The organism is Actibacterium mucosum KCTC 23349, assembly GCF_000647975.1.
Lineage (GTDB): Bacteria > Pseudomonadota > Alphaproteobacteria > Rhodobacterales > Rhodobacteraceae > Actibacterium > Actibacterium mucosum.
The window spans coordinates 216,493-239,473 of sequence record NZ_JFKE01000005.1 but is presented as its reverse complement, the minus strand read 5'-3'; the positions used below and the strand labels follow the sequence as shown (position 1 = coordinate 239,473).

Here is a 22,981-nt window from a genome sequence, read left to right as displayed (position 1 = left end):
TTCTTATTCATGTCTAAGGCCGTGCGAGGCGGGGGGCAAGTTCACCCTTGGTCGAAGGCCGCACAGGGATCGTCACGGTCCACCGGGGCGGCGAGAGTGGTGGCATCAAATCCACCACGTGGCAGGCGACCAAATTCGCCCTGCCCGCGCACATGGATTGTGACATCCGGCGCGGCCTTGGCAAGGTAGACGGGAATACCACGGTCCCGCCGTGCATGACCGTTGCCTGTGACAACCAAAACCGGCCCACCGGTGTCTTGCAGTGCCGTCAGCGCCGCGCGGGCCAACGACGCGTCGCGCAGGCGCTGGATTGAAACCATGATCGGCAGCATTTCAGCAGGCAGCGCATTGCAATGAGCGGCCAGCTGATCCGCCTCGCGCAAGACTTGCTCGTTGTCGGGCAACGGCTCGGTCAGGCCAAACGCAGCGGCATCGGGGCCAAACGTGGCGGCGATCCCGTCGGAAAACGCAGCGCGCGCAGCCTCGCGCGGGACAGCGGCTCCGTAGATCCGGGCGTCGGGGGCGGCCGCGAAGATCGGGTAGTAAGCAACGAAATCCGGCCAACCTGACGCGTTCCAGCCCAAGGCGGTTTGCAACCTCTCGCGATCGCCGATCAGGTCGGGGGTGGCCAGGTCGGCCTGTGCTTGCGACAGCATCTCGAACACCAGCGCTTTTGCGCCAATGGCGCGCGCCAGGTCGGCGTGGCCCTGTTGATGTGCCGGATTATCGTGGATCTCGCCCGAGATCACGATTTGCGCCACAGGAGTTTCAGCAAGGGCAGGCCCGGCCGCAAAGACCAACGCCAGGAGCAGATGTTTCATGCAAAGAAGTTCTGCACCTCGGGCGCGTCGCGTTCAAGTGTCTTGCGCATCTTCGTGAAGGCCTGTGCCTCGAGCTGGCGGATGCGCTCCTTAGACAGGCCCATCTCGTCGCCAAGGCTTTCCAGCGTGCGTGGCGTCGCTGTCAGACGACGCTGCGTGACAATGGACGCCTCGCGGGGGGTCAGGGCGCCCATCGCCTCGACCAGCCAACTGCGTAGGGTGTCGGTATCGCGGCGGGCAGTGACGACCGCCTCGGCGCTGTCGGCGGGATCTTCCAGCAGGTCAACCCACTCGCGCCCTTCCTCATCTGCCTTTTGCGGGGCGTTCAGCGACAGATCAGACCCGGTCAGACGGCCCGTCATCACCTCGACATCGCGTTCGCTGACACCCATTTCGTGGGCCACCAGCGTCGACAATTCCGCCGCGTTCAGCTCCTGTCCTTGCTGTTCAGCCTCGCGCTGCAGCCGCGCCTGTACCCGGCGCAGGTTAAAAAACAGCGCTTTCTGTGCCGAGGTTGACCCCGTGCGCACCATCGACCAATTGCGCATGACGTAATCCTGCACGGACGCTTTGATCCACCACACCGCGTAAGTCGAAAAGCGCACACCACGGTCAGGATCAAACCGTTCCGCCGCTTTCATCAGGCCCACGCTGGCCTCTTGGATCAGATCGTTCATCGGCGCGCCATATCGCCGGAACTTGCGGGCGACAGACACCGCCAGACGCAAATACGCGTTGACCAATTGGTGCAAAGCATCCTCGTCACCGCGATCTCGCCACGCAACGGCCAGTTCGTGCTCGGCCTCAGCTGTTAACATCGCAGTGCCCATCGCGCGCCGCGCAATTTGCCGTTCATGCGTTCCGTCCAGGGCCATCGATGCTCCTCCGCGTTGAGTGACATAAGAGTTACGTGGCGCGGTCTTATCTGGATCACTTGAGATCAGACTTCTTGATGGATGACTTCACGAAAGATCGATTGCACCGCAATGGGACGCGCGGCAGGGTAAAGGTCATGACTTATGATCTTTTTATTGGCGACCGAACCTTCTCCAGCTGGTCCTTGCGCGGCTGGTTGTTGTTCGAGAAATTCGACATTCCTTTCAAAACCACCATGGTGGGGCTGTATTCGGGTACGATGGCGCAGGATCTTGCGCCCTATGCACCCGCGCGGCTGGTTCCAACCATCCAAACGCCGCAGGGCGACCCCTTGCAGGATACGCTGGCGATTGCCGAGACGTTGGCCGAACACCACCCCGAGGCCGGCATCTGGCCTGCCGACCCTTCTGCACGCGTTTTGGCACGCTGGGTTGCGGCCGAGATGCATTCAGGCTTCGGCGCCCTGCGCAGCGAATGCCCGATGAACCTGGGCACAGGCTATAACGACTTTGCGGTGTCGGACGGGGTCAAGGCCGATCTTGAGCGGATCGAAACACTATGGGCCACTGCACGAGCAAAGTTTGGCGGCACCAGCCCGTGGTTGTTCGGAAAGTATTCAGCTGCCGATGCGTTTTATGCGCCGGTCGCTGCGCGGATTGCCGGATACGGCCTGCCGGTCTCGGACGCGGCGCAGGCCTATGTCGCGGCGCATTTGTCGGACCCGGCCTTTCGGCGCTGGCGCGCGATGGGATTAACCAAGTCCTATGATTTCGAGCCCTATCCGATGGACGCCGAAAAGGCCCCGTGGCCCGGTCCCGCCCCCCTGCCAGCCCAGGCAGTGGACAGCGGCAAGAACGCGGAAAACACGCTTTGCCCCTATTCAAAGAAAGAAATGACCCATTTTCTGCAAGTGGATGGCCGGGTTTTTGGGTTCTGCAACGCTTTTTGTCGGGACAAGACGGTGAATGATCCGCTGGCTTGGTCCGCTTTTGCAGAAATTTACCAATCGTAAACCTTCCCTCGCTAGCCGTTAACCAAGGTTATGGGAACGGCACAGATGGTTGCGCGGGCGTATACGGTAGCATTTGAAGGGGTCGAGGCGCGGCTGGTCGAGGTGCAATGCGCCGTAACCGCCGGCCTGCCCTCTTTTTCCATCGTCGGTCTGCCGGACAAAGCAGTCAGCGAGGCGCGCGACCGGGTGCGGGCCGCTCTGACAGCGATGTCGCTGGCGTTGCCATCCAAACGGGTCACGGTGAACCTGTCGCCCGCCGACCTGCCCAAAGAGGGGTCGCATTTTGATCTGCCGATTGCGCTGGCCCTGCTGGCCGCGCTAGACGTGGTGCCTCGGGAAGAGGCCGAGGGCAGCGTCGCGTTGGGAGAGATGTCTTTAGACGGCTCGCTGGTGCCGGTGCTGGGCGCGCTACCCGCCGCAATGGCTGCGGCCGAGGCGGAACGGGCGCTGATCTGCCCGGCCAAATGCGGCCCCGAAGCCGCCTGGGTCGGCGCCACGCAGGTGATCGCGCCAGGATCGTTGGCCGAACTTGTGCGCCATTTCAGCGGGCAGTCGCCCCTGGCGCCGGCAGAACCGGGCGAGGCCACCGGTGATCCTGCCGCGCGCGATCTGCGGGACGTCAAAGGACAAGAACGCGCAAAACGCGCATTGGAAATTGCCGCTGCCGGGCGTCACCATATGCTGATGGTTGGCCCGCCGGGCTCGGGCAAATCCATGCTGGCGGCGCGATTGCCCGGGATCCTGCCGCCGCTGACACCGATCGAAGCGCTGGAAACTTCGATGATCCATTCGTTGTCCGGGCTGATCGACGAAGGCGGTATCTCGCGAAGCCGCCCCTTTCGCGAACCGCACCACACCGCGTCTATGGCGGCAATAGTGGGCGGCGGGCGCGGCGCCAAACCGGGCGAGATCAGCCTGGCACATAACGGCGTTCTGTTCATGGATGAGTTGCCCGAATTTCCGCGCAACGTGCTGGAAACGCTTAGACAGCCCATCGAAACGGGCGAGGTTGTGGTGTCGCGCGCCAACGCGCATATGCGCTATCCCTGTCGGTTCATGCTGGCGGCCGCGGCGAACCCCTGCAAATGCGGACACATGTCCGATCCGTCGCGCGCCTGCGCGCGCGTGCCGCAATGTGGGGCCGACTATCTGGGCCGCATCTCGGGGCCACTCTTGGACCGGTTCGATCTGCGCATCGACGTGCCGCCCGTTGCGTTCACCGATCTTGACCTGCCACCTTCGGGCGATGACAGCGCAACTGTGGCAGCACGGGTTGCACGGGCGCGCGACCTTCAAACGGCCCGCTTCGAGCACAGCGGCGCGCGCACCAACGCAGACCTTGAGGGACAGTTGCTGGATGATATCGCTACGCCAGACACCGAGGGTCGGGCCCTTTTGACCCGCGTCGCTGAAAGGTTCGGCCTGACCGCGCGCGGGTATCACCGCGTTTTGCGGGTTGCGCGCACAATCGCGGATCTGGAAGGGGCGGATACCGTGGCCCAACCCCATGTGGCCGAGGCTGTCAGCTTTCGCCTGAACCTATCAAACGCCTAATCAAGTTCTGAAAGAAATGTGGCCGCCTTGCGTAAGGCGGCCCGTGCTTCGGGCCACCAGCCGTCGGCCAGGTGCCAAACATGCGGGGCGTTTTCCCACAATTGCAATGTGACCTCTGCGCCCTGCGCGGTCAGAGCTTCGGCCATGCGCGCGCTGTCGTCGCGCAGGATTTCGGTGGTCGAAGCCTGCAGCAGCACCGGCGGGCAATTGGGAAAGCGCGCAAAAAGCGGCGACAGGCGCGGATCGTCGGGCGGGGTATCACCCAGAATGCGTGTGGCCAGATCGCCCACTCGGTCACCCGGAAAGAAGTGGTCGGTGCGGGCATTTTCGCGCACCGAAGCGCCCGCGAAGGTGACATCGGTGAAGGGGCAGAAGGCAAAGGCGGCGCGGGGCGGTGTGTCGCGCTTGCAGAGCGCCGACAGTACCGACAAGGCCAGCCCGCCCCCGGCGCTGTCACCGCCCAGAATGATCCGGTCCGCCGCAACCCCCTGCCCGATCAGCCAGTCCGCTGCGGCCAGCGCATCGTGTTGCGCGGCGGGCAGGCGGTGTTCGGGTGCCAGCCTGTAGGGCGGCAGAACCACCGGCAGACCGGTCAGAACCGATAAGCGCGCGGCCAGTTTGCGATGCGTTTGCGGGGAACCGGCGACAAAGCCGCCGCCGTGAAAATAGAGGATGACGGGGCCGTCGGCGTACCGCGCGCCCAGCCACAGGGCGCGGCCGGTGGGCGTCGTGATAGTCTGGGCCGGCACATTGCGCGGCCCGCGCAACAGGTATTTCGACATCAGCCGCATGGCCCGGCGCAGCGGTGCGGGGTCGTCGGCCCGGGCCATGGCGGCCCGCGCGACGGGGCGGATCAGCGCCGCCGACCACCCCATGCGCAGGCTCACGCGCGCTTGGCCTCGATCGCCTGCCAGATCTTCTCGGCCACGTTGGTGCCGTCGAACCGTTCCAGCTCTTGCAGGCCGGTGGGCGAGGTCACGTTGATCTCGGTCAGGTAGTTGCCGATCACGTCGATGCCCACGAAGATCTGGCCGTTGTCGCGCAGGGTCGGGCCGATGGCGGCGCAGATCTCCAGATCACGCTCGGTCAGGCCGATCTTTTCGGGCCGACCGCCCACATGCATGTTCGACCGCGTTTCGCCGGCTTGCGGCACGCGGTTGATGGCGCCCACGGGTTCGCCATCCACCAGGATCACACGCTTGTCGCCAGCCGAGACGTCGGGCAGGAATTTCTGCGCGATCAGCGGCTCGCGGCTGAGGCCGGTGAACAGCTCGTGCAACGAGGCAAGGTTGCGGTCATTGGGGTCCAGCCGGAACACACCGGCCCCGCCATTGCCATAAAGCGGCTTCAGGATGATGTCGCCATGGGCGTCCTTGAACCGGCGGATCGTGTCCAGATCGCGGGCGATCATGGTGGGCGGGATCAGGTCGGTGAATTGCAGCACCAACAGCTTTTCGGGGAAATTGCGGACCCAGAACGGATCATTGACCACCAGCGTTTGCGGGTGGATACGCTCCAACAAATGCGTGGTGGTGATATAGCCCATGTCAAAGGGCGGGTCCTGGCGCAGCCACACGACATCGTATTCGGCCAGGTCCACGTCTTGTTCATCGCCCAGGGTGAAATGGTTGCCCACCTCACGCCGAACCTCCAGCGGCCAGCCGCGCGCCATGACGCGGCCATTGTCCCAATAAAGCTTGTCGGGTGTGTAATAGAACAGGCTGTGGCCGCGCGCCTGCGCCTCGATGGCAAGGCGGAAGGTGCTGTCGGCATTGATGTCGATGGGGCCGATCGGGTCCATCTGAAAGGCGATCTTGAGGGGCATTGCGGTCTCCTGCAGGCTGCGCCTTACATGGCAAGCCCGGGCGCCGGTTGCAATCGTTTGGGTGCGAAAAGCGGTTGGTGGGATTTCAACATTGGCTGTGCGGGCAAATGGCGCGGAAGATCGCGGGGGCGGCATGGCGAAAAGCCGGGTGCCCATGGTGCAGTAAACAGGCCCGGGCGTTGCGGCCTGGCGATAAAGACCGCGGGATGGCGAGGGGACGTTGGTTTTGGAGTGCTTTATGGTGGCCAAACGCCTCCAACAGAAATGTCGCGCGCGCCGCACGCAAAATCGCCAGCCCATCCGGGCGGTCTGGCGATCAGCCGGGCGCCTACGGCGCTGTTAACCGGCTGGGGGTGTTACAGCTTGGTGGCAAAGACCGCGGGGTGGCGACGGGACGCAGGCACCGAAGAGGTCAATGGTGGCAACATGCCTTCGACAGACATGCCGTGGGTGACGCGTGCAAAATGGCCAGCCCTCTGAGGCGGTCTGGTGCACTCGGTGTTTCCTTCAGAAACACCTGTTGCCAATGGAACAGCCGGGCGCCTTCGGCGCTGTTAACCGGCTGGAGGTGCCGCGGCTAGGCCGAGAAGGCGTTTTCGAGGATTTCGACGGTGCCGCTGCGATCCACCAGGGCGGCATCGAACCGCATTGGCGTCAACTGGCCGCGGGGCTGTGTGCCGGCAAACTCGGCGCCTGCCTGCAACAGACGCTGCATCTGCGCGGGGCGCAGTTTGGCGGCGGCTGTGGCGTGGTCGCGGGCGGCTTTGACCTCGACAAAGATCAGCCCGTCACCGTCGGCGACGATCAGGTCGATCTCGCCCGCCTGCCCGCGCCAGCGGCGGGCCAACAGGGCGTAACCACGCGCCGCGTAGTGGCGCGCCACGATGTCTTCGGCGGCGTGGCCGTTCAGATAGCTGGTCTTGCCGGTCATTTCTTCGCCCGCGTCAGGGCGGCCTGATAGACCTGCCGGCGGGGCAGGTTCAGGGCAGCGGCAACCTCGGCCGCGGCGTCCTTGACAGACAGACGTTCAAGGGCGGCGTCCAAAGCCGCATCGATCGTATCCTCATCCGCCACCTGCGCCTCGGCTCGGGCGATCAGCACCACAACCTCGCCCTTGACCGGCTGATCCTTCAGCGCCGTGGCCAGATTCCCGGCAGTGCCCCGGCGCACTTCTTCGAATTTCTTGGTCAGTTCGCGGCAGATCACGACCGGGCGGTCGGCGCCATGCGTGGTGGCCAGATCGGCCAGAAAGGCGGCCAGGCGGCGGGGCGATTCATAGACGATCTGCGTAGCATCCGTGCCAGCCAGATCGCGCAGCCATTTGCGCCGGGGACCGCCGGCATTGGGCGCAAAGCCCGCGAATAGGAACCGATCCGACGGCAGGCCCGACACGGTTAGCGCCGCGATGGCGGCCGACGGGCCGGGCGCGGTGGTCACCGGCAGGCCCGCGTCGATGGCCGCCCGGCCCAACTGATAGCCCGGGTCGGCCACCAGGGGGGTACCCGCCTCGGACGCATAGGCCACGGCCCGGCCTTCGGCGATGCGGGCGACGATCCGGTCGCGCGTCTCGGGCCCGGAATGGTCGTGATAGGCCAGCACCGGCCGGTCGCCCAGCGTGATACCGTGCAGGCGCAGCAGGTGTTTCAGGGTGCGCGTATCTTCGGCCACCAGCACATCGGCCGAGGCCAATACATCCAGCGCCCTGAGCGTGATGTCGCGCGCCGCGCCGATGGGTGTAGCGACAAAATAGAGCCCCGGCGAAAGCGTGCCTGTTTCAATCTTCACGGCGAAATGGCCCCTCTGGGTCGTTTACTTGCCCCCCGGTTCGGCGTAGTGTCGCGCCGCGTGCCGGGCATGTCGCCCGCCAGTGATGGAGAGATCTTATGTTTGCCGTTTTCCGGCCTGTTCGCAAGGCGATGTATGGTATGACAATGGCGGTTTCGATGCTGGGCCTTGCGGCCTGTGTGCCGGCCACCACGGGTCAGACCGGACGTTCGATCAATCCCAATGCCGAGGTGCAGGTGGCCCTTTTGGTGCCGGGCGGTTCAGGCGAGGCAGCCGATGACGTTCTGGCACAAAACCTTGAAAACGCCGCGCGTCTGGCCGTGTCCGATCTGGACGGCGTCAAAATTGACCTGCGCGTCTACAACACCGCCGGCAACCCCGAAATTGCGGCCAGCGTTGCAAAACAGGCCGTGGACGAAGGCGCCAAGATCATTCTTGGCCCCGTCTACGCACAAAACGCCAACGCTGCCGGCGTGGCCGTTGCCAGCCGGAACGTGAACGTCCTGAGCTTCTCGAACAACACCGAGATTGCCGGCGGCAACGTGTTTGTCCTTGGTCCGACCTTCCAGAACACCGCCAAACGGCTGCTGAGCTTTGCCAATGCACGCGGGCGCGGCTCTGTCATGATTGTCAGCGACGGCAACGTTGCCGGTCAGGCCGGTGCAAGCGCGATCCGCAGTGCCGCAGCCGCCGCAGGGACCGCCGTTGTTGGCGAGGTCACCTATGAGTTCTCACAAAACGGCATCGTTCAGGCGATCCCTGAGATTGCATCAACGGCGCGCGATTCGGGCGCAAATTCGCTGTTCTTTACCGCGGACACCGCCGGCGCGCTGCCGCTGGTCACGCAGTTGCTGCCCGAGAACCGGATTTCCGCGCCGCAGTTCCAGTTCATGGGACTGACCCGCTGGGACATTCCTGCCACAACGCTGGCACTTCCCGGGGTACAAGGTGGCTGGTTTGCACTGCCCGACCCGCAGCTGGGCAATGCCTACGCTGCCCGCTTCCAAGCGGCCTTCGGTCAGGCGCCGCACCCGATCTCGGGCCTTGCATATGACGGAATTGCTGCGATCGGTGCGCTGATCAAACAGGGCAACTCTAACGCCCTGACCACGGTTGGCCTGACGCAACCGTCCGGCTTTGCCGGTGTCAGCGGCGTGTTCCGTCTGCGCGCCGACGGAACAAACGAGCGCGGCCTTGCCGTGGCTGAAATCAAAGAAAACCAGGTAATTGTTATTGACCCTGCCCCAAGAAGTTTTGGTGGCGCCGGCAGCTGATCCGGCCCACCCCGCCCATCCATTCAAGAACGCACCTGACGGCCTGATTTGCCCCGCCGCCGAGATTTTCGACGGCGGCGCTTTCTTGCAGGCCGTCGGTGACGCCTTGGCCGACACCTCTGACCGGTCCAAGATGCGCAGCGCCACCGTTGCCTTGCTGCGGGACGCCCGCAAGACCGGGACGGCGACCATCGATGCCGCCATCACCGCGCAACCGTTTGCCTCGCGCCGGGCGGTGCGGGCCTATGCCTATCTGACCGATTGCCTTGTGCTGGGGGCCCATCATGTGGCCACGCAATACCTGCATCCCTGCCCCTCGCCCACCGAAGGTGAAAAGCTGGCATTGTTGGGTGTGGGCGGCTATGGCCGGGCGGAAATGGCGCCGCATTCGGACGTCGATTTGCTGTTTTTGACGCCCTACAAGATCACCGCCTGGGCCGAGAGCGTGATCGAATCCATGTTATACATGCTGTGGGATCTGAAGCTGAAGGTCGGCCATGCCAGCCGCACCGTGCGCGACTGTCTGCGGCTGGGCCGCGAGGACTACACGATCCGCACCGCGATGCTGGAACTGCGCTATCTTGGCGGCTATGCACCCCTTTACGACGAACTGCATGACCGGCTGCAAAACGAACTGTTCAGCAACACCGCCCGCGACTTCATCGAGGCCAAGCTGACCGAACGGGCCGAGCGCCACACCAAGCAGGGCGGCCAGCGCTATATGGTTGAGCCCAACGTGAAAGAGGGCAAAGGCGGCCTGCGCGACCTGCAATCGCTGTTCTGGATTGCCAAATACGTTCATGGCGTCGACACGGTGGCCGATCTGGTCAAGCTGGACGCCTTTACCCAGGACGAGATTGCCGAGTTTGATGCGGCCGAGAACTTTCTGTGGGCGGTGCGGTGCCATCTGCACCTGATCGCGGGCCGGGCGCTGGACCAGTTGACCTTTGACCGCCAGGTCGAGGTGGCCGCGCGCATGGGCTATGTCGACAAGGGTGGGCGACGCGCCGTTGAACACTTCATGCAGGATTACTTTCGCCACGCCACCCATGTGGGCGAGCTGACACGGATTTTCTTGACCGCGCTGGAAGCAAGCCATGTCAAACAGGAACCCCGCCTGACGCGCCTCTTTCGCCGCCGCAAGCGCGCCAAGGCCGGCTATAAGATCGAACAGAACCGGCTGGATGTTGAAAACGAGGCAACGTTTCTGGATGACCCCGTCAACATCCTGCGCATCTTTGAAGAGGCGCTGCGCACCGGCACGCTGCTGCATCCTAACGCGATGCGGTTCATCAAGGCCAATCTGCACCTGATCGACGACGATCTGCGCGCCAACAAGGACGCGCAGCGCATCTTCCTTGACCTGATGTTGAAACACGGCAATCCCGAACGCGCCCTGCGCCGGATGAACGAGCTGGGCGTGCTGGCCGCCTTTGTGCCCGAGTTCGAGCCGATCCTGGCGATGATGCAGTTCAACATGTACCACCATTACACGGTGGATGAGCACACGATTCAGACGATCTCGGTTCTGGCGCAGATCGAGCGCGAGGAACTGCGTGAAAGCCTGCCCGTGGCCAGCCGCATCCTGAAGGCGGGCGTGAACCGCAAGGTTCTGTACGTGGCGCTGCTGCTGCACGATATCGGCAAGGGACGCGAAGAAGATCACTCGATCCTCGGCGCCCGCATCGCGCGCAAGGTTGCCCCACGTCTGGGCCTGAAGGCTGAGGATTGTGAAACCGTCGAATGGCTGATCCGCAACCACCTGCTGATGTCCGACGTGGCGCAAAAGCGCGATATTTCCGATCCGCGCACGGTTCGGGATTTCGCCAAACAAGTGAAATCCATCGCGCGGTTGGACTTGTTGACGGTGCTGACGGTCTGCGACATTCGCGGGGTTGGGCCGGGCACGTGGAACAACTGGAAGGCGCAGCTGCTGCGTACGCTTTATTCCGAAACCGCCGCGGTTCTGGAAAACGGCATGGAGGCGGTCAACCGCGAGGCCCGTATGTCCGAGGCCAAAGCCGCCCTTCGCAAGGCCCTGTCCGATTGGGACAAAACCGACCTGCGCCGCGAGACCACGCGCCACTACCCTCCCTACTGGCAAGGTCTGCCCACCGAAAGCCACGCAGAGCTGGCCAAGCTTTTGCACGGCATTTCGGACAACGAGATTCGCATTAACCTGACCCCGGACCCCGACCGCGACGCCACACAAGTGCTGTTCGCGCTGGCCGATCACCCCGGTATCTTCTCACGGTTGGCGGGGGCTTTGGCGCTGGTTGGCGCCAATATCGTGGATGCGCGCACCTATACCTCGAAAGACGGCTATGCCACCGCCGCGTTCTGGGTGCAGGATGGCGACGGTGCCCCCTATGACGCGGGCCGCCTGCCGCGGCTGCGCAAGATGATCGAGGGCACGTTGAAGGGCGAAGTCATCGCACGCCAGAAATTTGCCGACAAGGACAAGCTGCCGAAACGCGAACGCGGCTTCAAATTCCCAACCCAAATCACCTTCGACAACGAAGGGTCCGAGATTTACACGATCATCGAGGTGGATACCCGCGACCGCCCCGGCCTGCTGTTTGACCTGACCCGCACACTGGCGGCAAGCAACATGTATATCGCTTCGGCCGTGATCGCGACCTACGGCGCGCAGGTCGTTGATACCTTCTATGTCAAAGACATGTTCGGGCTGAAACTGCACGCCGACAACCGCCAGAAGGCGTTGGAAGAAAAGCTGCGCCGCGCCATTGAACGCGGTGCAGAACGGGCGCAGGCCTGATGCGGGCGATCCGGCTGGGATCTGGGTTTCTGACCGTCGGAAGCTGGACGCTGCTCAGTCGTGTCTTGGGGTTCGTGCGTGATATCCTGATCGCCGCGTTCCTTGGCGCCGGGCCGGTCGCCGAGGCGTTCCTGATCGCGTTCTCGCTGCCCAATATGTTCCGCCGCTTCTTTGCCGAGGGCGCGTTCAACATGGCCTTCGTTCCGATGTTTTCGAAAAAGCTGGAGGCCGGTGAGGGTGCGCATGACTTCGCCCGCGATGCCTTTGCCGGATTGGCGGGCCTACTGATCGTCTTCACTCTACTGGCACAGCTTTTCATGCCTTGGCTGGTGCTGGCCATGGCCGGTGGCTTTGCCGGTGACGCACGGCTGGATCTGGCCACCTACTTCGCCAGGATCGGGTTCGTTTACATCCTCTTCATTTCGCTGGCAGCGTTGTTATCTGGTGTTTTGAATGCGCTGGGTCGGTTCACCGCGGCAGCCGCGGCGCCGGTGCTGCTGAACGTGCTCTTTATCGGGGCAATGGGTTTGGGCCATCTGTCCGGCTGGCCTATCGGTGATACACTGGCTTGGACCGTACCGCTGGCTGGGCTTGCCCAATTGATGCTGGTCTGGACCGCGGCGGCGCGTGCCGGGTATCGCCTGCGCCCGCGAATGCCCCGCATGACGCCCGAACTGAAACGCCTTGCCATCATTGCAGCCCCGGCGGCATTGGCAGGCGGCGTGGTGCAGGTGAACCTGCTGGTTGGTCGTCAAGTGGCCAGCTTCTTTGACGGTGCAATTGCTTGGCTGAACTATGCCGACCGGCTGTACCAGCTGCCGCTTGGCGTGGTCGGCATCGCCATTGGAGTGGTCCTTCTGCCCGATCTCAGCCGCCGCCTGCAGGCCGAAGACACTGTTGGCAGCCAGAACGCCCTCAGCCGCGCTGGCGAAATCACCCTGATCCTGACCTTGCCCGCCGCCGCTGCGTTGGTTGCCATTCCCGGCCCGCTGATCGGCACACTGTTCCAACGCGGTGCATTCACTGCGCAAGATACCGCCGCAACCGCACTGGCCGTGGCGATCTATGGCCTCGGCCTGCCCGCCTTTGTGATTCAGAAGGTGCTGCAACCACTCTATTTCGCCCGCGAGGATACCCGCCGCCCCTTCTACTACGCGTTGGTGGCCATGGCCGTGAACGCAGCGCTTGCCGTGGGACTTGCGCCCGTCATCGGCTACCTTGCCGCTGCCCTGGGCACCACCCTGGCAGGCTGGGCCACCGTAGCCCTGCTGTGGCGTGGATCCCGCGACATGGGTGACGCCGCCCGACTCGACACCCGATTCTGGTCGCGCGCGGGCAAAGCCCTGCTGGCCAGCCTGTTCATGGCTGTCATTTTAGTCGCGGCGCATTCTCTGCTGGAGCCGCTGCTTGTAATGGCAACCGTCCGTTATGCCGCGCTGGCCTTGTTGGTGGCTGTCGGCATGGGCAGCTACGCAGTGATCGGCCAAGCTCTTGGCGCATTCCACCTGTCAGAACTCAAAGCCTCGCTCCGCCGCGGTTAATCCCTACCGGGCAACGAACACCCGCCCGAGCACGCAGCCGAAGGCGCAGTGCGAGACAAAAAACCTGCGCCGCAGGCGCGCATTTTGGTTACTTACCGCGGCGCCGGATCATGGCCACCGCATTGCGGAACCCGCCCGGACAGACCAGAAATGACAATCCGAACCCTGCCACGAACCCGGCGAGGTCCGCGATCCAGTCTGGCGTACTATCGAACATGATCCCAAAAAGCAGCTGTAGTCCCATCAGGAACGCAATCAGTGTAAAGGCCTGGCTCTGTTGCCCACCCGTCGCCGCAAGATTCACCCACAAAATGAACGTATACGCCCCAATCAACCCATAGCTTGCAGGAAACCCACCGGCCAGCATGCCGCCCTCGGTCACCAGAACTCCGAACACAAAGGCCCCAAATATCGCCGCGGTCAGGTAAATCACCACCACCGCCCAAACCGCGAAAATCCGAGCCACCATGTTGCCCAGCGCCAAGAGAAACACCAAAGAAAACACGGTCGACAACGGGGCCGGGTGTATGAACGGATAGCTCACATACCGGATCATCAATTCCGCCGGGAATTGCCCGTTTTCAAACATCCACTGTTGCGCCTGCGCAAAGAACGCATAGTCCTGCAAAACCTGCCCACGCCACGCATCGGCACCCGGTGCCGTTATAAATGGAGTCTTCGCAAGGCTCAGAACAACCTCGACCGCAATTGCGGGAAGGGCCAGCACCCACAAAATCGTGGGCAGCGGGTTGAATGCATTGTTGTGCGGCGCATCACTCATTTACCGGCCTCCGGTTGACGGGCTTTGCGCCCTTGGGTAAGCGAGCCGGGCAGGAATTTCCAGACGGAGAACGCAAAATGGCCGACACGGTGCACACCCCGCGCGTGTTTTCAGGCATCAAGCCCTCGGGCGGCCTGACCCTTGGCAACTATCTTGGCGCAATCAAGAAATTTGTCGCCACCCAAGGCAGCATGGAAACCATCTATTGCGTGGTGGACCTGCACGCGATCACCGTCTGGCAAGACCCCGATGACCTGCGTAACGCCACCCGCGAAGTGGCCGCCGGTTACCTGGCCTCGGGGCTGGACCCGTCGCAGTCGATCCTTTTCAACCAAAGCCAGGTTTCCGCCCATGCCGAACTGGGCTGGATCTTCAATTGCGTCGCGCGCGTCGGCTGGATGAACCGGATGACCCAGTTCAAGGAAAAGGCCGGCAAGAACGCTGAAAAGCAGTCGCTGGGCCTTTACGCCTATCCGTCGCTGATGGCGGCTGACATTCTGCTTTATCACGCCACGCAGGTGCCGGTGGGCGAGGACCAGAAACAGCATGTAGAGCTGACCCGAGATATCGCGGCCAAGTTCAACCATGACTACAAGGTGGATTTCTTCCCGCAGCCCGACCCGGTGATCGACGGCCCCGCCACGCGGGTGATGAACCTGCGCGACGGCACCAAGAAGATGTCGAAATCGGGCCAAAGCGATATGGAGCGCATCAACATGACCGATGACGCCGACACCATCGCCAAGAAGTTCAAAAAGGCCCGCACCGATCCCGAACCCCTGCCCGAGACCTATGACGGGCTGGCCGAGCGCCCCGAGGCGCGCAACCTGGTCGACATTTATGCCGCTCTGTCGGATGTCACACCGGCCGAGGTTGTCACCGAATACGCGGGCGCTGGCTGGGGCCAGTTCAAACCGGCGCTGGCGGACCTGGCGGTGTCGAAACTGGCGCCGATCTCCGAAGAAATGGCGCGGATGATGGATGACCCGGCCGAGATTGACCGGGTTCTGGCCGAAGGCGCCGACCGGGCCCGCGCCATCGCCGACCCGATCCTGGCCAAAACCTATGAGATCGTGGGGATGGTGGGCCGGTAGCCGCCGCCGATCACCACGACAAAGCCGCGCTTTCGGGCGCGGTTTTTTTTGTGTCCGGCCTCGTAAGTTTATTTTTTAAATCGCTTACTTGATTTTTTAAAGTTAATGATCAAATCCTACCCGTGTCACAAACCACGGAGGGTCCGATGACAGCCACGACAGAAGTTTACAAACGCAACGCAGAATTCGCCGAAACCTTCAAAGCCGACGATTTGCCGCCCTTTCCCAAGATGGGGGCGGCGATCCTGACATGCCTGGACCCGCGCGTTGACCCGGCGCATGTGCTTGGGGTCGGGCTGGGCGATGCGGTGGTGATCCGCAATACCGGCGGCCGCGTCACCGATTCGGTGATCGACGACCTGGCCGCGCTGGGCCATCTGGCGCAGCTGGCCTCCGGCAAGGACGAGCCGCCGTTTGAGCTGTTGGTCATCCAGCACAGCGATTGCGGGGCCGAGCTGTTTGCCAAGCCCGACTTCCGCGAGGGATTGCTGGCCAAGACCGGTGTGGATGTGTCCGAGATTGCGATCACCGATCACGACGAAGACCTGCGCCGCGACCTGGAGCGGTTGCGCAAGGACCCGCGCGTGCCGAAATACATCACCGCCTCGGCCCATATGTACCACGTCGAATCAGGCAAATTGCGGCAGGTCGAAGGCCCGGCGCGCCTGGACGCCTAAGCAAAACAGCGGGGCGGTCTTGGACCGCCCCACGTGACCTTCATGTGACCTTAATGTGCCGGCAAAAGGCTTTCGGCGATCTGCACCGCGTTTTGCGCCGCGCCTTTCAGCAACTGGTCGCCCACCACGAACAGTGTCAGGGTGCGGCCCGAAGGATCGCCCAGATCGGTACGGATGCGGCCCACCAGCACGTCCTCCTGCCCCGTTGCCTCGGACGGCATGGGAAAGTGATTACCCGCCCAGTCATCGACCAGTCGCAGACCCGGCGCGTCGGAAAGCAGGTCGCGCGCGACCTGCGGGTCAACCACCTGATCGAATTCAATGCTGATCGCCATGCCATGGGCGCGCAGGATCGGCACGCGGATGCATGTGACGCCCACCGGCAGCTGCGGCAGATCAAAAATGCGGCGCAGCTCGGCGATGACTTTGCTTTCCTCGCCGTTATAGCCGGTCTGGGGGTCGATATCGGCGTTGTGGCTGAAGATGTTGAACGCATAGGGGTGCGGCATCACCTTGGGTTCAAACGCTTCGCCGCGCAGCTCGGCCGCGGTGCCGTCGCGCAGTTCCTGCATCGCCTCTGCCCCGGCGCCGCTGGCGGCCTGATAGGTGGCCATCTGCAACCGTCGGATCGGAAAGGCGCGGTGCAGCGGGGCCAGCGCCACACCGGCGATGGCGGCGACGCAATTGGGGTTGGCGATGATGGCTTCGTCGCCCTGCATGGTGTCGGCGTTCACCTCGGGCACCACCAGCGGCACGGCGGGGTCCATGCGGAAGGCCGAGGAATTGTCGACCACGCGGGCGCCGGCGGCCGCCGCGATGGGCGCGAAACGGCGCGAGATCGTGGCGCCGGCCGAAAACAGCGCGATGTCGACGCCGTCAAAGCTGTTCTCGGTCAGTTCTTCGACAATCAGCGTGCCTCCGCGAAAGCGCATCTCGCGCCCGGCGGAGCGTTTCGAGGCCAGCAGGCGCAATTGCGACAGCGGGAAGTTGCGGCGCGCAAGACTGCCCAGCAGTTCAACGCCCACGGCGCCGGTGGCGCCAACGATGGCAATCACGGGTGCAGCGGGCAGCGCGCGGGGGGCGGGGGCAATGGGGTGAAGTTCGGTCATTATGTCTCTCCTTGATGTCTCAGGAGCGGACGGTGACCTTTCTGACTGCGGCCCCGTCCGTCTCCGGCGGGGCGTTCTGGGTTAACCGTTCGTCAGGCCAAGCACACAGAAACCCCCGCCGAGGCGGTGGTCTTGGTGGTGGTCTTGGTGGTCATAAAACGGATCATGCGGCGGCCAATAGCAGCGCGGCGCGTTTCGCACAAGTCACGAATGCGAAAAGGGCCCCGCAACCGGGGCCCCATTGCAACGGGTTATTCGTCGGTGCCGATCTTGTCCCAGGTCTGGGTGTCGAAATCAGCCGCGCCGTGGCGTTCGCGCAGCTGCTCGGCCGGTTCACCCCACGAGCGGTTGACCATGCGGCCACGCTGTACGGCAGGTCGCGCATCAATGGCAGCGGTCCAACGCTGAACGTTTTTGTAGCTTTCCACGTCCAGGAACTCGCCGGCGTTGTACAGTTTGCCTTGGGCCAGCACGCCATACCATGGCCAGATCGCGACATCGGCAATCGAATAGTTGTCGCCAGCGATGAATTCACGATCTGCCAAAGCACGGTCCAGCACGTCGAGCTGACGCTTGGTTTCCATCGCGAAGCGGTTGATCGGGTATTCCCATTTCTCGGGCGCGTAGGCGTAGAAATGGCCAAAACCGCCGCCCAGATAAGGCGCGCTGCCCATCTGCCAGAACAGCCAGTTCATAACCTCGGTCCGCGCGGCGCCGGATTTGGGCAGCAGGAAGTCATATTTCTCGGCCAGGTGCACCAGGATCGACGCGGTTTCGAACACGCGCACCGGTTCGTCGCCGGTTTTGTCCAGCAGGGCGGGGATCTTGGAGTTCGGGTTGATGTCGACAAAGCCCGAGCCGAACTGGTCGCCTTCGCCGATATTGATCAGCCAGGCGTCGTATTCGGTGTCAAAGCCTGCTTCCAGCAGCTCTTCGAACATGATGGTGACTTTCACGCCGTTCGGCGTGGCCAGCGAATACAGCTGATAGGCATGTTCGCCCACCGGCAGTTCCTTGTCATGGGTGGCGCCGGCGATCGGGCGGTTGGTCGAGGCAAACTGCCCGCCATTGCTCTGGTCCCATTCCCAGACCTTTGGCGGCGTATACGTATCAGACATGATTGCGTGCTTTCCTTTTAAACCTTCGCTGGCCAACATAAGCGGCATTCTTGTCGGTGCAATGAATTGTACACGCCTGCACTATCTGCACACATGCACAGATATGGTTCGCATGTTGACCTCGTGTTTGCAGTCCGCGCCCCCAAATATCAACGAAACGACTCAAATAGAGGTGCAAAGATGGAATTTACCGCTCCCGCCGGAACAAAAATCGGCCATATCCACCTGCGCGTTGCGGAACTGGACCGTGCTGTCGCGTTTTACGCTGGTGTGTTGGGCTTCAAGGTTCAGCAACGCATGGGGCGCGGTGCCGCCTTTTTGGGCGCTGACGGCTATCACCATCACATCGGGCTGAACACGTGGGAAAGCCGCGGCGGAAAACCGGCGCCTTTCGGTCACACCGGTCTTTACCACGTGGCGTTCCTTTATCCATCGCGCCAGGATCTTGCAAAGGTCGTACGCCGTGTCGTTGAGGCCGGTGTGCAGTTGGACGGGGCGGCCGATCACGGTGTGTCCGAAGCAGTTTACCTGCGCGACCCCGATGGCAACGGTGTGGAACTCTACCGTGACCGACCCGAGGCCGAGTGGCCCCGCGACAGGCATGGCAACTTGCAGATGGTAACCGAAGCTCTGGACATCCATGCCCTGATTGCCGAGGGATAACATCCGGTCTGGACCCGTCGCCAAGGCGCGGCTAGCGTGGCAAGGAAAACGGCGCAAGAGGCGAACCATGGCAACCGGCACCCAAATCCGCACCTATTTCGAAGGCGTCTGGCATCAGGGCGACGTACCGGTTATGCGCGCAGCGGATCACGGCACGTGGCTTGGAACCTCGGTCTTTGATGGCGCGCGCTACGTGAACGGTGTTGCACCCGACCTGCGCCCTCATCTGGAACGCGTGAACCGTTCGGCAGAGGCACTGATGATCACGCCAACGATGAGCGTGGACGAGATGGAATCGATCACATGGGACGGTCTGCGCGCCTATCCCGACGATGCAGCGGTTTATATCCGCCCGATGTATTGGGCCGTTGAAAGCGGGCCCGGCGCAATTGTCCCGGCAGCGGAAAGCACGGGCTTTGCCCTGTGTCTGGAAGTGATCCCTATGGCGCCGCCAGAACTCACCGCGCGCCTGACAACCACCCGGTTCCGCCGCCCGGTAATGGAAGATGCCGTGGTGAACGCCAAGGCCGGGTGCCTTTACCCGAATAACGCGCGCATGTTGACCGAGGCGCGGGCAAAAGGCTTTGACAACGCGCTTGTTGCTGACGCCATGGGCAACGTGGCCGAAACCGCAACCGCGAATATCTTCATGGTCAAAGACGGCGCGGTGTATACGCCGATTCCCAATGGCACCTTCCTGGCTGGGATCACGCGGGCTCGCCACATAACCAATCTTCGGGCGGATGGGGTCAGTGTGCACGAAACCGTGCTGAGCTTTGAAGATTTCCGTGATGCAGACGAGGTGTTTATGTCCGGCAACATGTCCAAGGTCACGCCTGTCACGGCCTTTGACGAAGTGACCTATCCCGTCGGGCCGATCACCGAACGCGCGCGTGCGCTTTATTGGGAATGGGCGGCAACAACGCGGCTGTAAGGGCCTAGCCCTCTTTCGCCTTTGCTCGATGTGCTCGTGCCTTGGCACGGTTGCCGCACACTGACATGGAACACCAGCGGCGCTTGTTGTTCTTGGACACATCCAGAAACCACATGGTGCAGGTTGGCCCGTCGCAGTTGCGGCGGCGGTTCGGGTCTGTCTGCGCAAGCAGATCAGCGATACTTGCCGCGATCGGCACCAGCAAATCCCCCTCAGCCTCGAAATCGTGAACGCGTTCAAGCGTGAAACCTTCGGTTGCGTTTTCAAGCGCTAAATGTGACCGCTCGGACCGCAGCACAGCGTTCAGTTGCACGATCAGTGCCGGATCGTCTTGTTCCAAAAACGCCCGCAGAACCTCGCGTAGAACGCGAGCCTCGGCGGCAGCCTTGTTCATCGCCTCGGGACCCAGCTGAGTGGCAAGGGCTGAAAGGCTCGCAGGATCGGCCAGTTTTAGGACGCTCATGACGTCCAGCAAATCGGCACCGTCCGCCAGCCACTCGTATTCCTCACCACGCGGCGCACCGATGGTGTTGAGGAAATCCAGCGCAGGGTGGTCGGCAACGGGGACAAACGGGGGGCGCATCGGGCAATTCCTGATCACATTCTCGCAACCATCAAAATATAGGATTGAAAGTTACTCTTCGCCAAGTAACTTCTAAAACACGTTTTGACGGTTACTTTGGAGAGAACCATGACCAAGATCCTGCACCTCGTCGCTTCGCCTCGCGGCGCCGAGTCGAAATCGAACGCATTGGCCCGTGACTATATTGCCGCCGCCAAGGCCAAAGACCCGAATCTGGAGGTGGATACCCTTGACCTGTGGGCCGAGAACCTGCCCGCATTCGACGGCGACCCGGCGGCCGCCAAGATGACCTTTTTCGGCGACGGCGAGATGGACCCGGCCAAGCAAACCGCGTGGGACGAGGTGTCGCGCATCACCAAGCGGTTCATCGAGGCCGACCACTACGTTATCGGTGCACCGATGTGGAACGGTGGCGTGTCGTACCGTCTGAAGCACTATATCGACATCATCACCCAGCCCGGCCTGCTGTTCGGTTTTGCCCCCGACAAGGGGTATTTCGGCCTGCTGGAAAACAAGAGGGCCACGCTGTTCACCTCCAGCGGCGTTTGGGCCCCGGGTGCCGACACCAAGTATGGCGTGGATTTCCATTCGAACTATCTGCAGTGGTGGCTGGAACTGATCGGCGTGACCGATGTTGAAACCATCCGCTATCAGCCCTCGCTGCTGACCGAAGACCCGCAAAAAGGCTATGACGAAGCGCGGGTTGCGGCGCTGGAACTGGCCTGATTATGGGTTTCTGGGCGGCGGGGTCTCCTTCGCGCCGCCCAGATTAGAACCATTCTAATCCTTGACAGCCACCGGGCAAAAGCGCATATCCAAAGACCTAGCCGGAGGCGCGCACATGTTCATTCAAACCGAATCCACTCCTAACCCCGCAACGCTGAAGTTTCTGCCCGGTCAGACGGTGTTGGAAGCTGGCACCGCTGATTTCCCGTCGGCCGAGGCGGCTGATGCCTCGCCTCTGGCACTGCGTGTGTTCGCTGTAGAAGGTGTGACGGGCGTGTTCTTTGGCCATGATTTTGTGACCGTCACCAAGGCCGAGGCGGTGAACTGGGACCATATCAAACCGGCAATCCTGGGCGCAATCATGGAGCATTTCCAGTCCGGCCAACCGGTGATGTCGGGCACTGCGCAGGCGCCGGCGGGTCATGCCGAGCATGACGGGCCAGACTCCGAGATTGTCGACCAGATCAAACAGTTGCTGGACACCCGCGTGCGCCCCGCCGTGGCGCAGGACGGTGGCGACATCACGTTCCACGGGTTCGAACGCGGCGTTGTTTACCTGCATATGCAGGGGGCCTGCGCCGGTTGCCCCAGCTCGACCCTGACGCTGAAAATGGGGATCGAAAACCTGCTGCGCCATTACATCCCCGAAGTGACAGAGGTGCGCCCGGTTGCCGCCTAAGCCCCTGATCCTGGGCTTTGACACCTCTGACGCGCATTGTTGCACCGCCTTGCTGGCGGACGGGGAATGCGTGGCTGCGATCTATGAAGATATGACCCGCGGCCAAGTTGAACGCCTTATGCCGATGATCGCCGAAACGCTGACCGAGGGCGGTGCAGAGTTTCGCGATCTGGACGCCATTGGTGTGGGCGTGGGCCCGGGCAATTTCACCGGTATCCGATTGTCTGTCTCTGCCGCGCGCGGGCTGGCCATGTCTTTGAGCATTCCGGCCGTCGGTGTCAGCATTCTTGAAGCGCTGGCACTGCACACACCCGGACCAGTCCTTTCCTGCATCGACGCCCGGCGCGGCCGGGTTTATGCACAGGGCTTTCGGACCGCCGCGCCATTTGACGCCGCATTAACCGACATTGCCGAAATCCCCCAAGCCCTGTCACAGCAGGGTCTGCGCTGCATCGGTACGGGCGCGGCACCGGTTGCCGACCATCTGAACGCGCAGGTTGCGCCGTCGCATTTCGCCCCTGCCGCTGCCATCGCGCGCATCGCCGCCGAACGCTGGCAGGATGCACCGGCGGCACCTGCCCCGCTTTATATGCGCGCGGCGGATGCTGCGCCGGCTTCGGACCCTCCGCCCGAGATCATCCCATGACCCCTGCCGAAATGGCGAAGTTGCATGCGGCCTGTTTCACCACGCCGCGCCCTTGGTCAGCGGATGAGTTTGCAACGCTGCTTACGTCCGACACGGTTTTTGCCCTGACCGAACCCAATGGTTTCTTTCTTGGCCGTGTCGTGGCGGGCGAGGCCGAATTGCTGACCATCGCGGTTGACCCCGCCCACCGTCGCAAAGGGCTGGGCGTGAAATTGGTTCGCGGTTTCTTGCGCGATGCTGCAGCGCGATCAGCCACCGAGGCTTTCTTGGAAGTTGCCGCCGACAACGCCGCGGCGATAGCTCTGTACCAAAAGACCGGATTCGCAGAATCGGGCCGCCGTGCGCGATACTATCAAAAGCCCGACGGCAGCCGCCTGGATGCGTTGATTCTTTCGGCATCAATTGCTTAGTCAAGGCGACGCAGCGGGATTCTCTGACCAATTGGGTAAAAACCGGTTGACCCTGCCGGAACGCTGCGGCCTTATTTGGCAATGACGTTCAAGC

23 protein-coding genes are annotated in these 22,981 nt (G+C 62.6%); 13 read left to right on the top strand and 10 right to left on the bottom strand.

The window, feature by feature from the left end:
- Positions 1–41 precede the first annotated feature (41 nt).
- On the bottom strand, positions 42–821 hold the full coding sequence (locus tag ACMU_RS13100; RefSeq protein WP_035260263.1) for a ChaN family lipoprotein: 780 nt from the start codon (positions 819–821) through the stop codon (positions 42–44).
- Entirely contained in the window at positions 818–1,696 is an 879-nt protein-coding gene (locus tag ACMU_RS13095; RefSeq protein WP_035260261.1) for an RNA polymerase factor sigma-32, read from the bottom strand. Before ACMU_RS13095 ends, ACMU_RS13100 begins: the two co-directional genes overlap by 4 nt.
- Before the next feature lie 137 nt (positions 1,697–1,833).
- Here ACMU_RS13095 and ACMU_RS13090 point away from each other — a divergent pair, with 137 nt between their 5' ends.
- Both ACMU_RS13090 and ACMU_RS13085 read left to right on the top strand, forming a co-directional pair.
- Positions 1,834–2,709 (top strand): glutathione S-transferase, encoded by an 876-nt coding sequence (locus ACMU_RS13090; protein WP_035260259.1) that lies wholly within the window; start codon positions 1,834–1,836, stop codon positions 2,707–2,709.
- A gap of 45 nt (positions 2,710–2,754) precedes the next feature.
- A complete protein-coding gene (locus tag ACMU_RS13085) occupies positions 2,755–4,263 on the top strand; it encodes a YifB family Mg chelatase-like AAA ATPase (protein WP_035260651.1) in 1,509 nt (502 codons plus the stop codon).
- Here the strand turns inward: ACMU_RS13085 and ACMU_RS13080 are convergent.
- The 4 genes from ACMU_RS13080 to rsmI form a co-directional block, all read right to left on the bottom strand.
- Complete coding sequence (locus tag ACMU_RS13080; RefSeq protein ID WP_152544613.1) at positions 4,260–5,150, bottom strand: alpha/beta hydrolase; 891 nt, start codon at positions 5,148–5,150, stop codon at positions 4,260–4,262. The two genes, ACMU_RS13085 and ACMU_RS13080, sit on opposite strands and share 4 nt — an antisense overlap.
- Positions 5,147–6,088 (bottom strand): glutathione synthase, encoded by a 942-nt coding sequence (gene gshB, locus ACMU_RS13075; protein WP_035260649.1) that lies wholly within the window; start codon positions 6,086–6,088, stop codon positions 5,147–5,149. Before gshB ends, ACMU_RS13080 begins: the two co-directional genes overlap by 4 nt.
- 577 nt (positions 6,089–6,665) lie before the next feature.
- A complete protein-coding gene (locus tag ACMU_RS13070) occupies positions 6,666–7,019 on the bottom strand; it encodes a YraN family protein (protein WP_035260256.1) in 354 nt (117 codons plus the stop codon).
- Entirely contained in the window at positions 7,016–7,873 is an 858-nt protein-coding gene (rsmI, locus tag ACMU_RS13065; RefSeq protein WP_035260254.1) for a 16S rRNA (cytidine(1402)-2'-O)-methyltransferase, read from the bottom strand. Before rsmI ends, ACMU_RS13070 begins: the two co-directional genes overlap by 4 nt.
- A gap of 98 nt (positions 7,874–7,971) precedes the next feature.
- Here rsmI and ACMU_RS13060 point away from each other — a divergent pair, with 98 nt between their 5' ends.
- Genes ACMU_RS13060 through murJ form a run of 3 tightly spaced genes read left to right on the top strand, consistent with a single transcriptional unit; the run spans position 7,972 to position 13,467 of the window.
- Positions 7,972–9,147, top strand: coding sequence for a penicillin-binding protein activator (locus ACMU_RS13060; protein ID WP_035260252.1), 1,176 nt, complete (start codon positions 7,972–7,974; stop codon positions 9,145–9,147).
- Positions 9,107–11,926: a [protein-PII] uridylyltransferase gene (locus ACMU_RS13055; protein ID WP_081805528.1), complete on the top strand. Its 2,820-nt coding sequence runs from the start codon at positions 9,107–9,109 to the stop codon at positions 11,924–11,926. Before ACMU_RS13060 ends, ACMU_RS13055 begins: the two co-directional genes overlap by 41 nt.
- A complete protein-coding gene (murJ, locus tag ACMU_RS13050; RefSeq protein ID WP_035260249.1) occupies positions 11,926–13,467 on the top strand; it encodes a murein biosynthesis integral membrane protein MurJ in 1,542 nt (513 codons plus the stop codon). Before ACMU_RS13055 ends, murJ begins: the two co-directional genes overlap by 1 nt.
- A gap of 88 nt (positions 13,468–13,555) precedes the next feature.
- Here murJ and ACMU_RS13045 read toward each other — a convergent pair whose 3' ends face one another.
- Complete coding sequence (locus ACMU_RS13045; protein WP_035260246.1) at positions 13,556–14,248, bottom strand: rhomboid family intramembrane serine protease; 693 nt, start codon at positions 14,246–14,248, stop codon at positions 13,556–13,558.
- Positions 14,249–14,325: 77 nt separating this feature from the next.
- On the opposite strand from ACMU_RS13045, the gene trpS reads away from it, so the two are divergent.
- A complete protein-coding gene (gene trpS / locus ACMU_RS13040; protein WP_035260245.1) occupies positions 14,326–15,342 on the top strand; it encodes a tryptophan--tRNA ligase in 1,017 nt (338 codons plus the stop codon).
- Positions 15,343–15,488: 146 nt separating this feature from the next.
- Complete coding sequence (locus ACMU_RS13035) at positions 15,489–16,019, top strand: carbonic anhydrase (RefSeq protein WP_051588330.1); 531 nt, start codon at positions 15,489–15,491, stop codon at positions 16,017–16,019.
- Between the two features lie 50 nt (positions 16,020–16,069).
- On the opposite strand, the gene ACMU_RS13030 is transcribed toward ACMU_RS13035, so the two are convergent.
- Together ACMU_RS13030 and yghU are read right to left on the bottom strand one after the other, a co-directional pair.
- Positions 16,070–17,128 (bottom strand): aspartate-semialdehyde dehydrogenase, encoded by a 1,059-nt coding sequence (locus ACMU_RS13030; RefSeq protein ID WP_051588329.1) that lies wholly within the window; start codon positions 17,126–17,128, stop codon positions 16,070–16,072.
- A gap of 251 nt (positions 17,129–17,379) precedes the next feature.
- Positions 17,380–18,246, bottom strand: a complete 867-nt coding sequence (yghU, locus tag ACMU_RS13025) for a glutathione-dependent disulfide-bond oxidoreductase (RefSeq protein ID WP_035260641.1) — start codon at positions 18,244–18,246, stop codon at positions 17,380–17,382.
- Between the two features lie 180 nt (positions 18,247–18,426).
- Here yghU and ACMU_RS13020 point away from each other — a divergent pair, with 180 nt between their 5' ends.
- Complete coding sequence (locus ACMU_RS13020) at positions 18,427–18,909, top strand: VOC family protein (RefSeq protein ID WP_035260244.1); 483 nt, start codon at positions 18,427–18,429, stop codon at positions 18,907–18,909.
- A 67-nt stretch (positions 18,910–18,976) separates the two neighbouring features.
- Positions 18,977–19,843: a branched-chain amino acid aminotransferase gene (locus ACMU_RS13015; RefSeq protein ID WP_035260242.1), complete on the top strand. Its 867-nt coding sequence runs from the start codon at positions 18,977–18,979 to the stop codon at positions 19,841–19,843.
- Positions 19,844–19,847: 4 nt separating this feature from the next.
- Here the strand turns inward: ACMU_RS13015 and ACMU_RS13010 are convergent, their stop codons facing one another.
- The gene (locus ACMU_RS13010) at positions 19,848–20,426 is read right to left on the bottom strand and encodes a CGNR zinc finger domain-containing protein (RefSeq protein ID WP_035260240.1); all 579 of its coding nucleotides are present in this window, start codon (positions 20,424–20,426) and stop codon (positions 19,848–19,850) included.
- Between the two features lie 108 nt (positions 20,427–20,534).
- On the opposite strand from ACMU_RS13010, the gene ACMU_RS13005 reads away from it, so the two are divergent.
- The 4 genes from ACMU_RS13005 (at position 20,535) to rimI (ending at position 22,887) form a co-directional block, all read left to right on the top strand.
- Positions 20,535–21,152 (top strand): FMN-dependent NADH-azoreductase, encoded by a 618-nt coding sequence (locus ACMU_RS13005; protein WP_035260239.1) that lies wholly within the window; start codon positions 20,535–20,537, stop codon positions 21,150–21,152.
- 115 nt (positions 21,153–21,267) lie between these two features.
- Positions 21,268–21,831, top strand: a complete 564-nt coding sequence (locus tag ACMU_RS13000; protein ID WP_035260238.1) for a NifU family protein — start codon at positions 21,268–21,270, stop codon at positions 21,829–21,831.
- Positions 21,821–22,477 carry a tRNA (adenosine(37)-N6)-threonylcarbamoyltransferase complex dimerization subunit type 1 TsaB gene (tsaB, locus tag ACMU_RS12995; protein WP_035260237.1) on the top strand — a complete coding sequence of 219 codons (657 nt, stop codon included), beginning with the start codon at positions 21,821–21,823 and terminating at the stop codon, positions 22,475–22,477. The genes ACMU_RS13000 and tsaB overlap by 11 nt, the downstream gene beginning before the upstream one ends.
- Entirely contained in the window at positions 22,474–22,887 is a 414-nt protein-coding gene (rimI, locus tag ACMU_RS12990) for a ribosomal protein S18-alanine N-acetyltransferase (protein ID WP_035260235.1), read from the top strand. Before tsaB ends, rimI begins: the two co-directional genes overlap by 4 nt.
- Positions 22,888–22,981 lie beyond the last annotated feature (94 nt).

Bases quoted from the DNA above. Each gene is read 5' to 3' on its own strand.
- ACMU_RS13100 (WP_035260263.1), bottom strand. From the start codon at position 821: ATGAAACATCTGCTCCTGGCGTTGGTCTTTGCGGCCGGGCCTGCCCTT.
- ACMU_RS13095 (WP_035260261.1), bottom strand. From the start codon at position 1,696: ATGGCCCTGGACGGAACGCATGAACGGCAAATTGCGCGGCGCGCGATG.
- ACMU_RS13090 (WP_035260259.1), top strand. From the start codon at position 1,834: ATGACTTATGATCTTTTTATTGGCGACCGAACCTTCTCCAGCTGGTCC.
- ACMU_RS13085 (WP_035260651.1), top strand. From the start codon at position 2,755: ATGGTTGCGCGGGCGTATACGGTAGCATTTGAAGGGGTCGAGGCGCGG.
- gshB (WP_035260649.1), bottom strand. From the start codon at position 6,088: ATGCCCCTCAAGATCGCCTTTCAGATGGACCCGATCGGCCCCATCGAC.
- ACMU_RS13070 (WP_035260256.1), bottom strand. From the start codon at position 7,019: ATGACCGGCAAGACCAGCTATCTGAACGGCCACGCCGCCGAAGACATC.
- ACMU_RS13060 (WP_035260252.1), top strand. From the start codon at position 7,972: ATGTTTGCCGTTTTCCGGCCTGTTCGCAAGGCGATGTATGGTATGACA.
- murJ (WP_035260249.1), top strand. From the start codon at position 11,926: ATGCGGGCGATCCGGCTGGGATCTGGGTTTCTGACCGTCGGAAGCTGG.
- ACMU_RS13045 (WP_035260246.1), bottom strand. From the start codon at position 14,248: ATGAGTGATGCGCCGCACAACAATGCATTCAACCCGCTGCCCACGATT.
- trpS (WP_035260245.1), top strand. From the start codon at position 14,326: ATGGCCGACACGGTGCACACCCCGCGCGTGTTTTCAGGCATCAAGCCC.
- ACMU_RS13035 (WP_051588330.1), top strand. From the start codon at position 15,489: ATGACAGCCACGACAGAAGTTTACAAACGCAACGCAGAATTCGCCGAA.
- ACMU_RS13030 (WP_051588329.1), bottom strand. From the start codon at position 17,128: ATGACCGAACTTCACCCCATTGCCCCCGCCCCCCGCGCGCTGCCCGCT.
- yghU (WP_035260641.1), bottom strand. From the start codon at position 18,246: ATGTCTGATACGTATACGCCGCCAAAGGTCTGGGAATGGGACCAGAGC.
- ACMU_RS13020 (WP_035260244.1), top strand. From the start codon at position 18,427: ATGGAATTTACCGCTCCCGCCGGAACAAAAATCGGCCATATCCACCTG.
- ACMU_RS13015 (WP_035260242.1), top strand. From the start codon at position 18,977: ATGGCAACCGGCACCCAAATCCGCACCTATTTCGAAGGCGTCTGGCAT.
- ACMU_RS13010 (WP_035260240.1), bottom strand. From the start codon at position 20,426: ATGCGCCCCCCGTTTGTCCCCGTTGCCGACCACCCTGCGCTGGATTTC.
- ACMU_RS13005 (WP_035260239.1), top strand. From the start codon at position 20,535: ATGACCAAGATCCTGCACCTCGTCGCTTCGCCTCGCGGCGCCGAGTCG.
- ACMU_RS13000 (WP_035260238.1), top strand. From the start codon at position 21,268: ATGTTCATTCAAACCGAATCCACTCCTAACCCCGCAACGCTGAAGTTT.
- rimI (WP_035260235.1), top strand. From the start codon at position 22,474: ATGACCCCTGCCGAAATGGCGAAGTTGCATGCGGCCTGTTTCACCACG.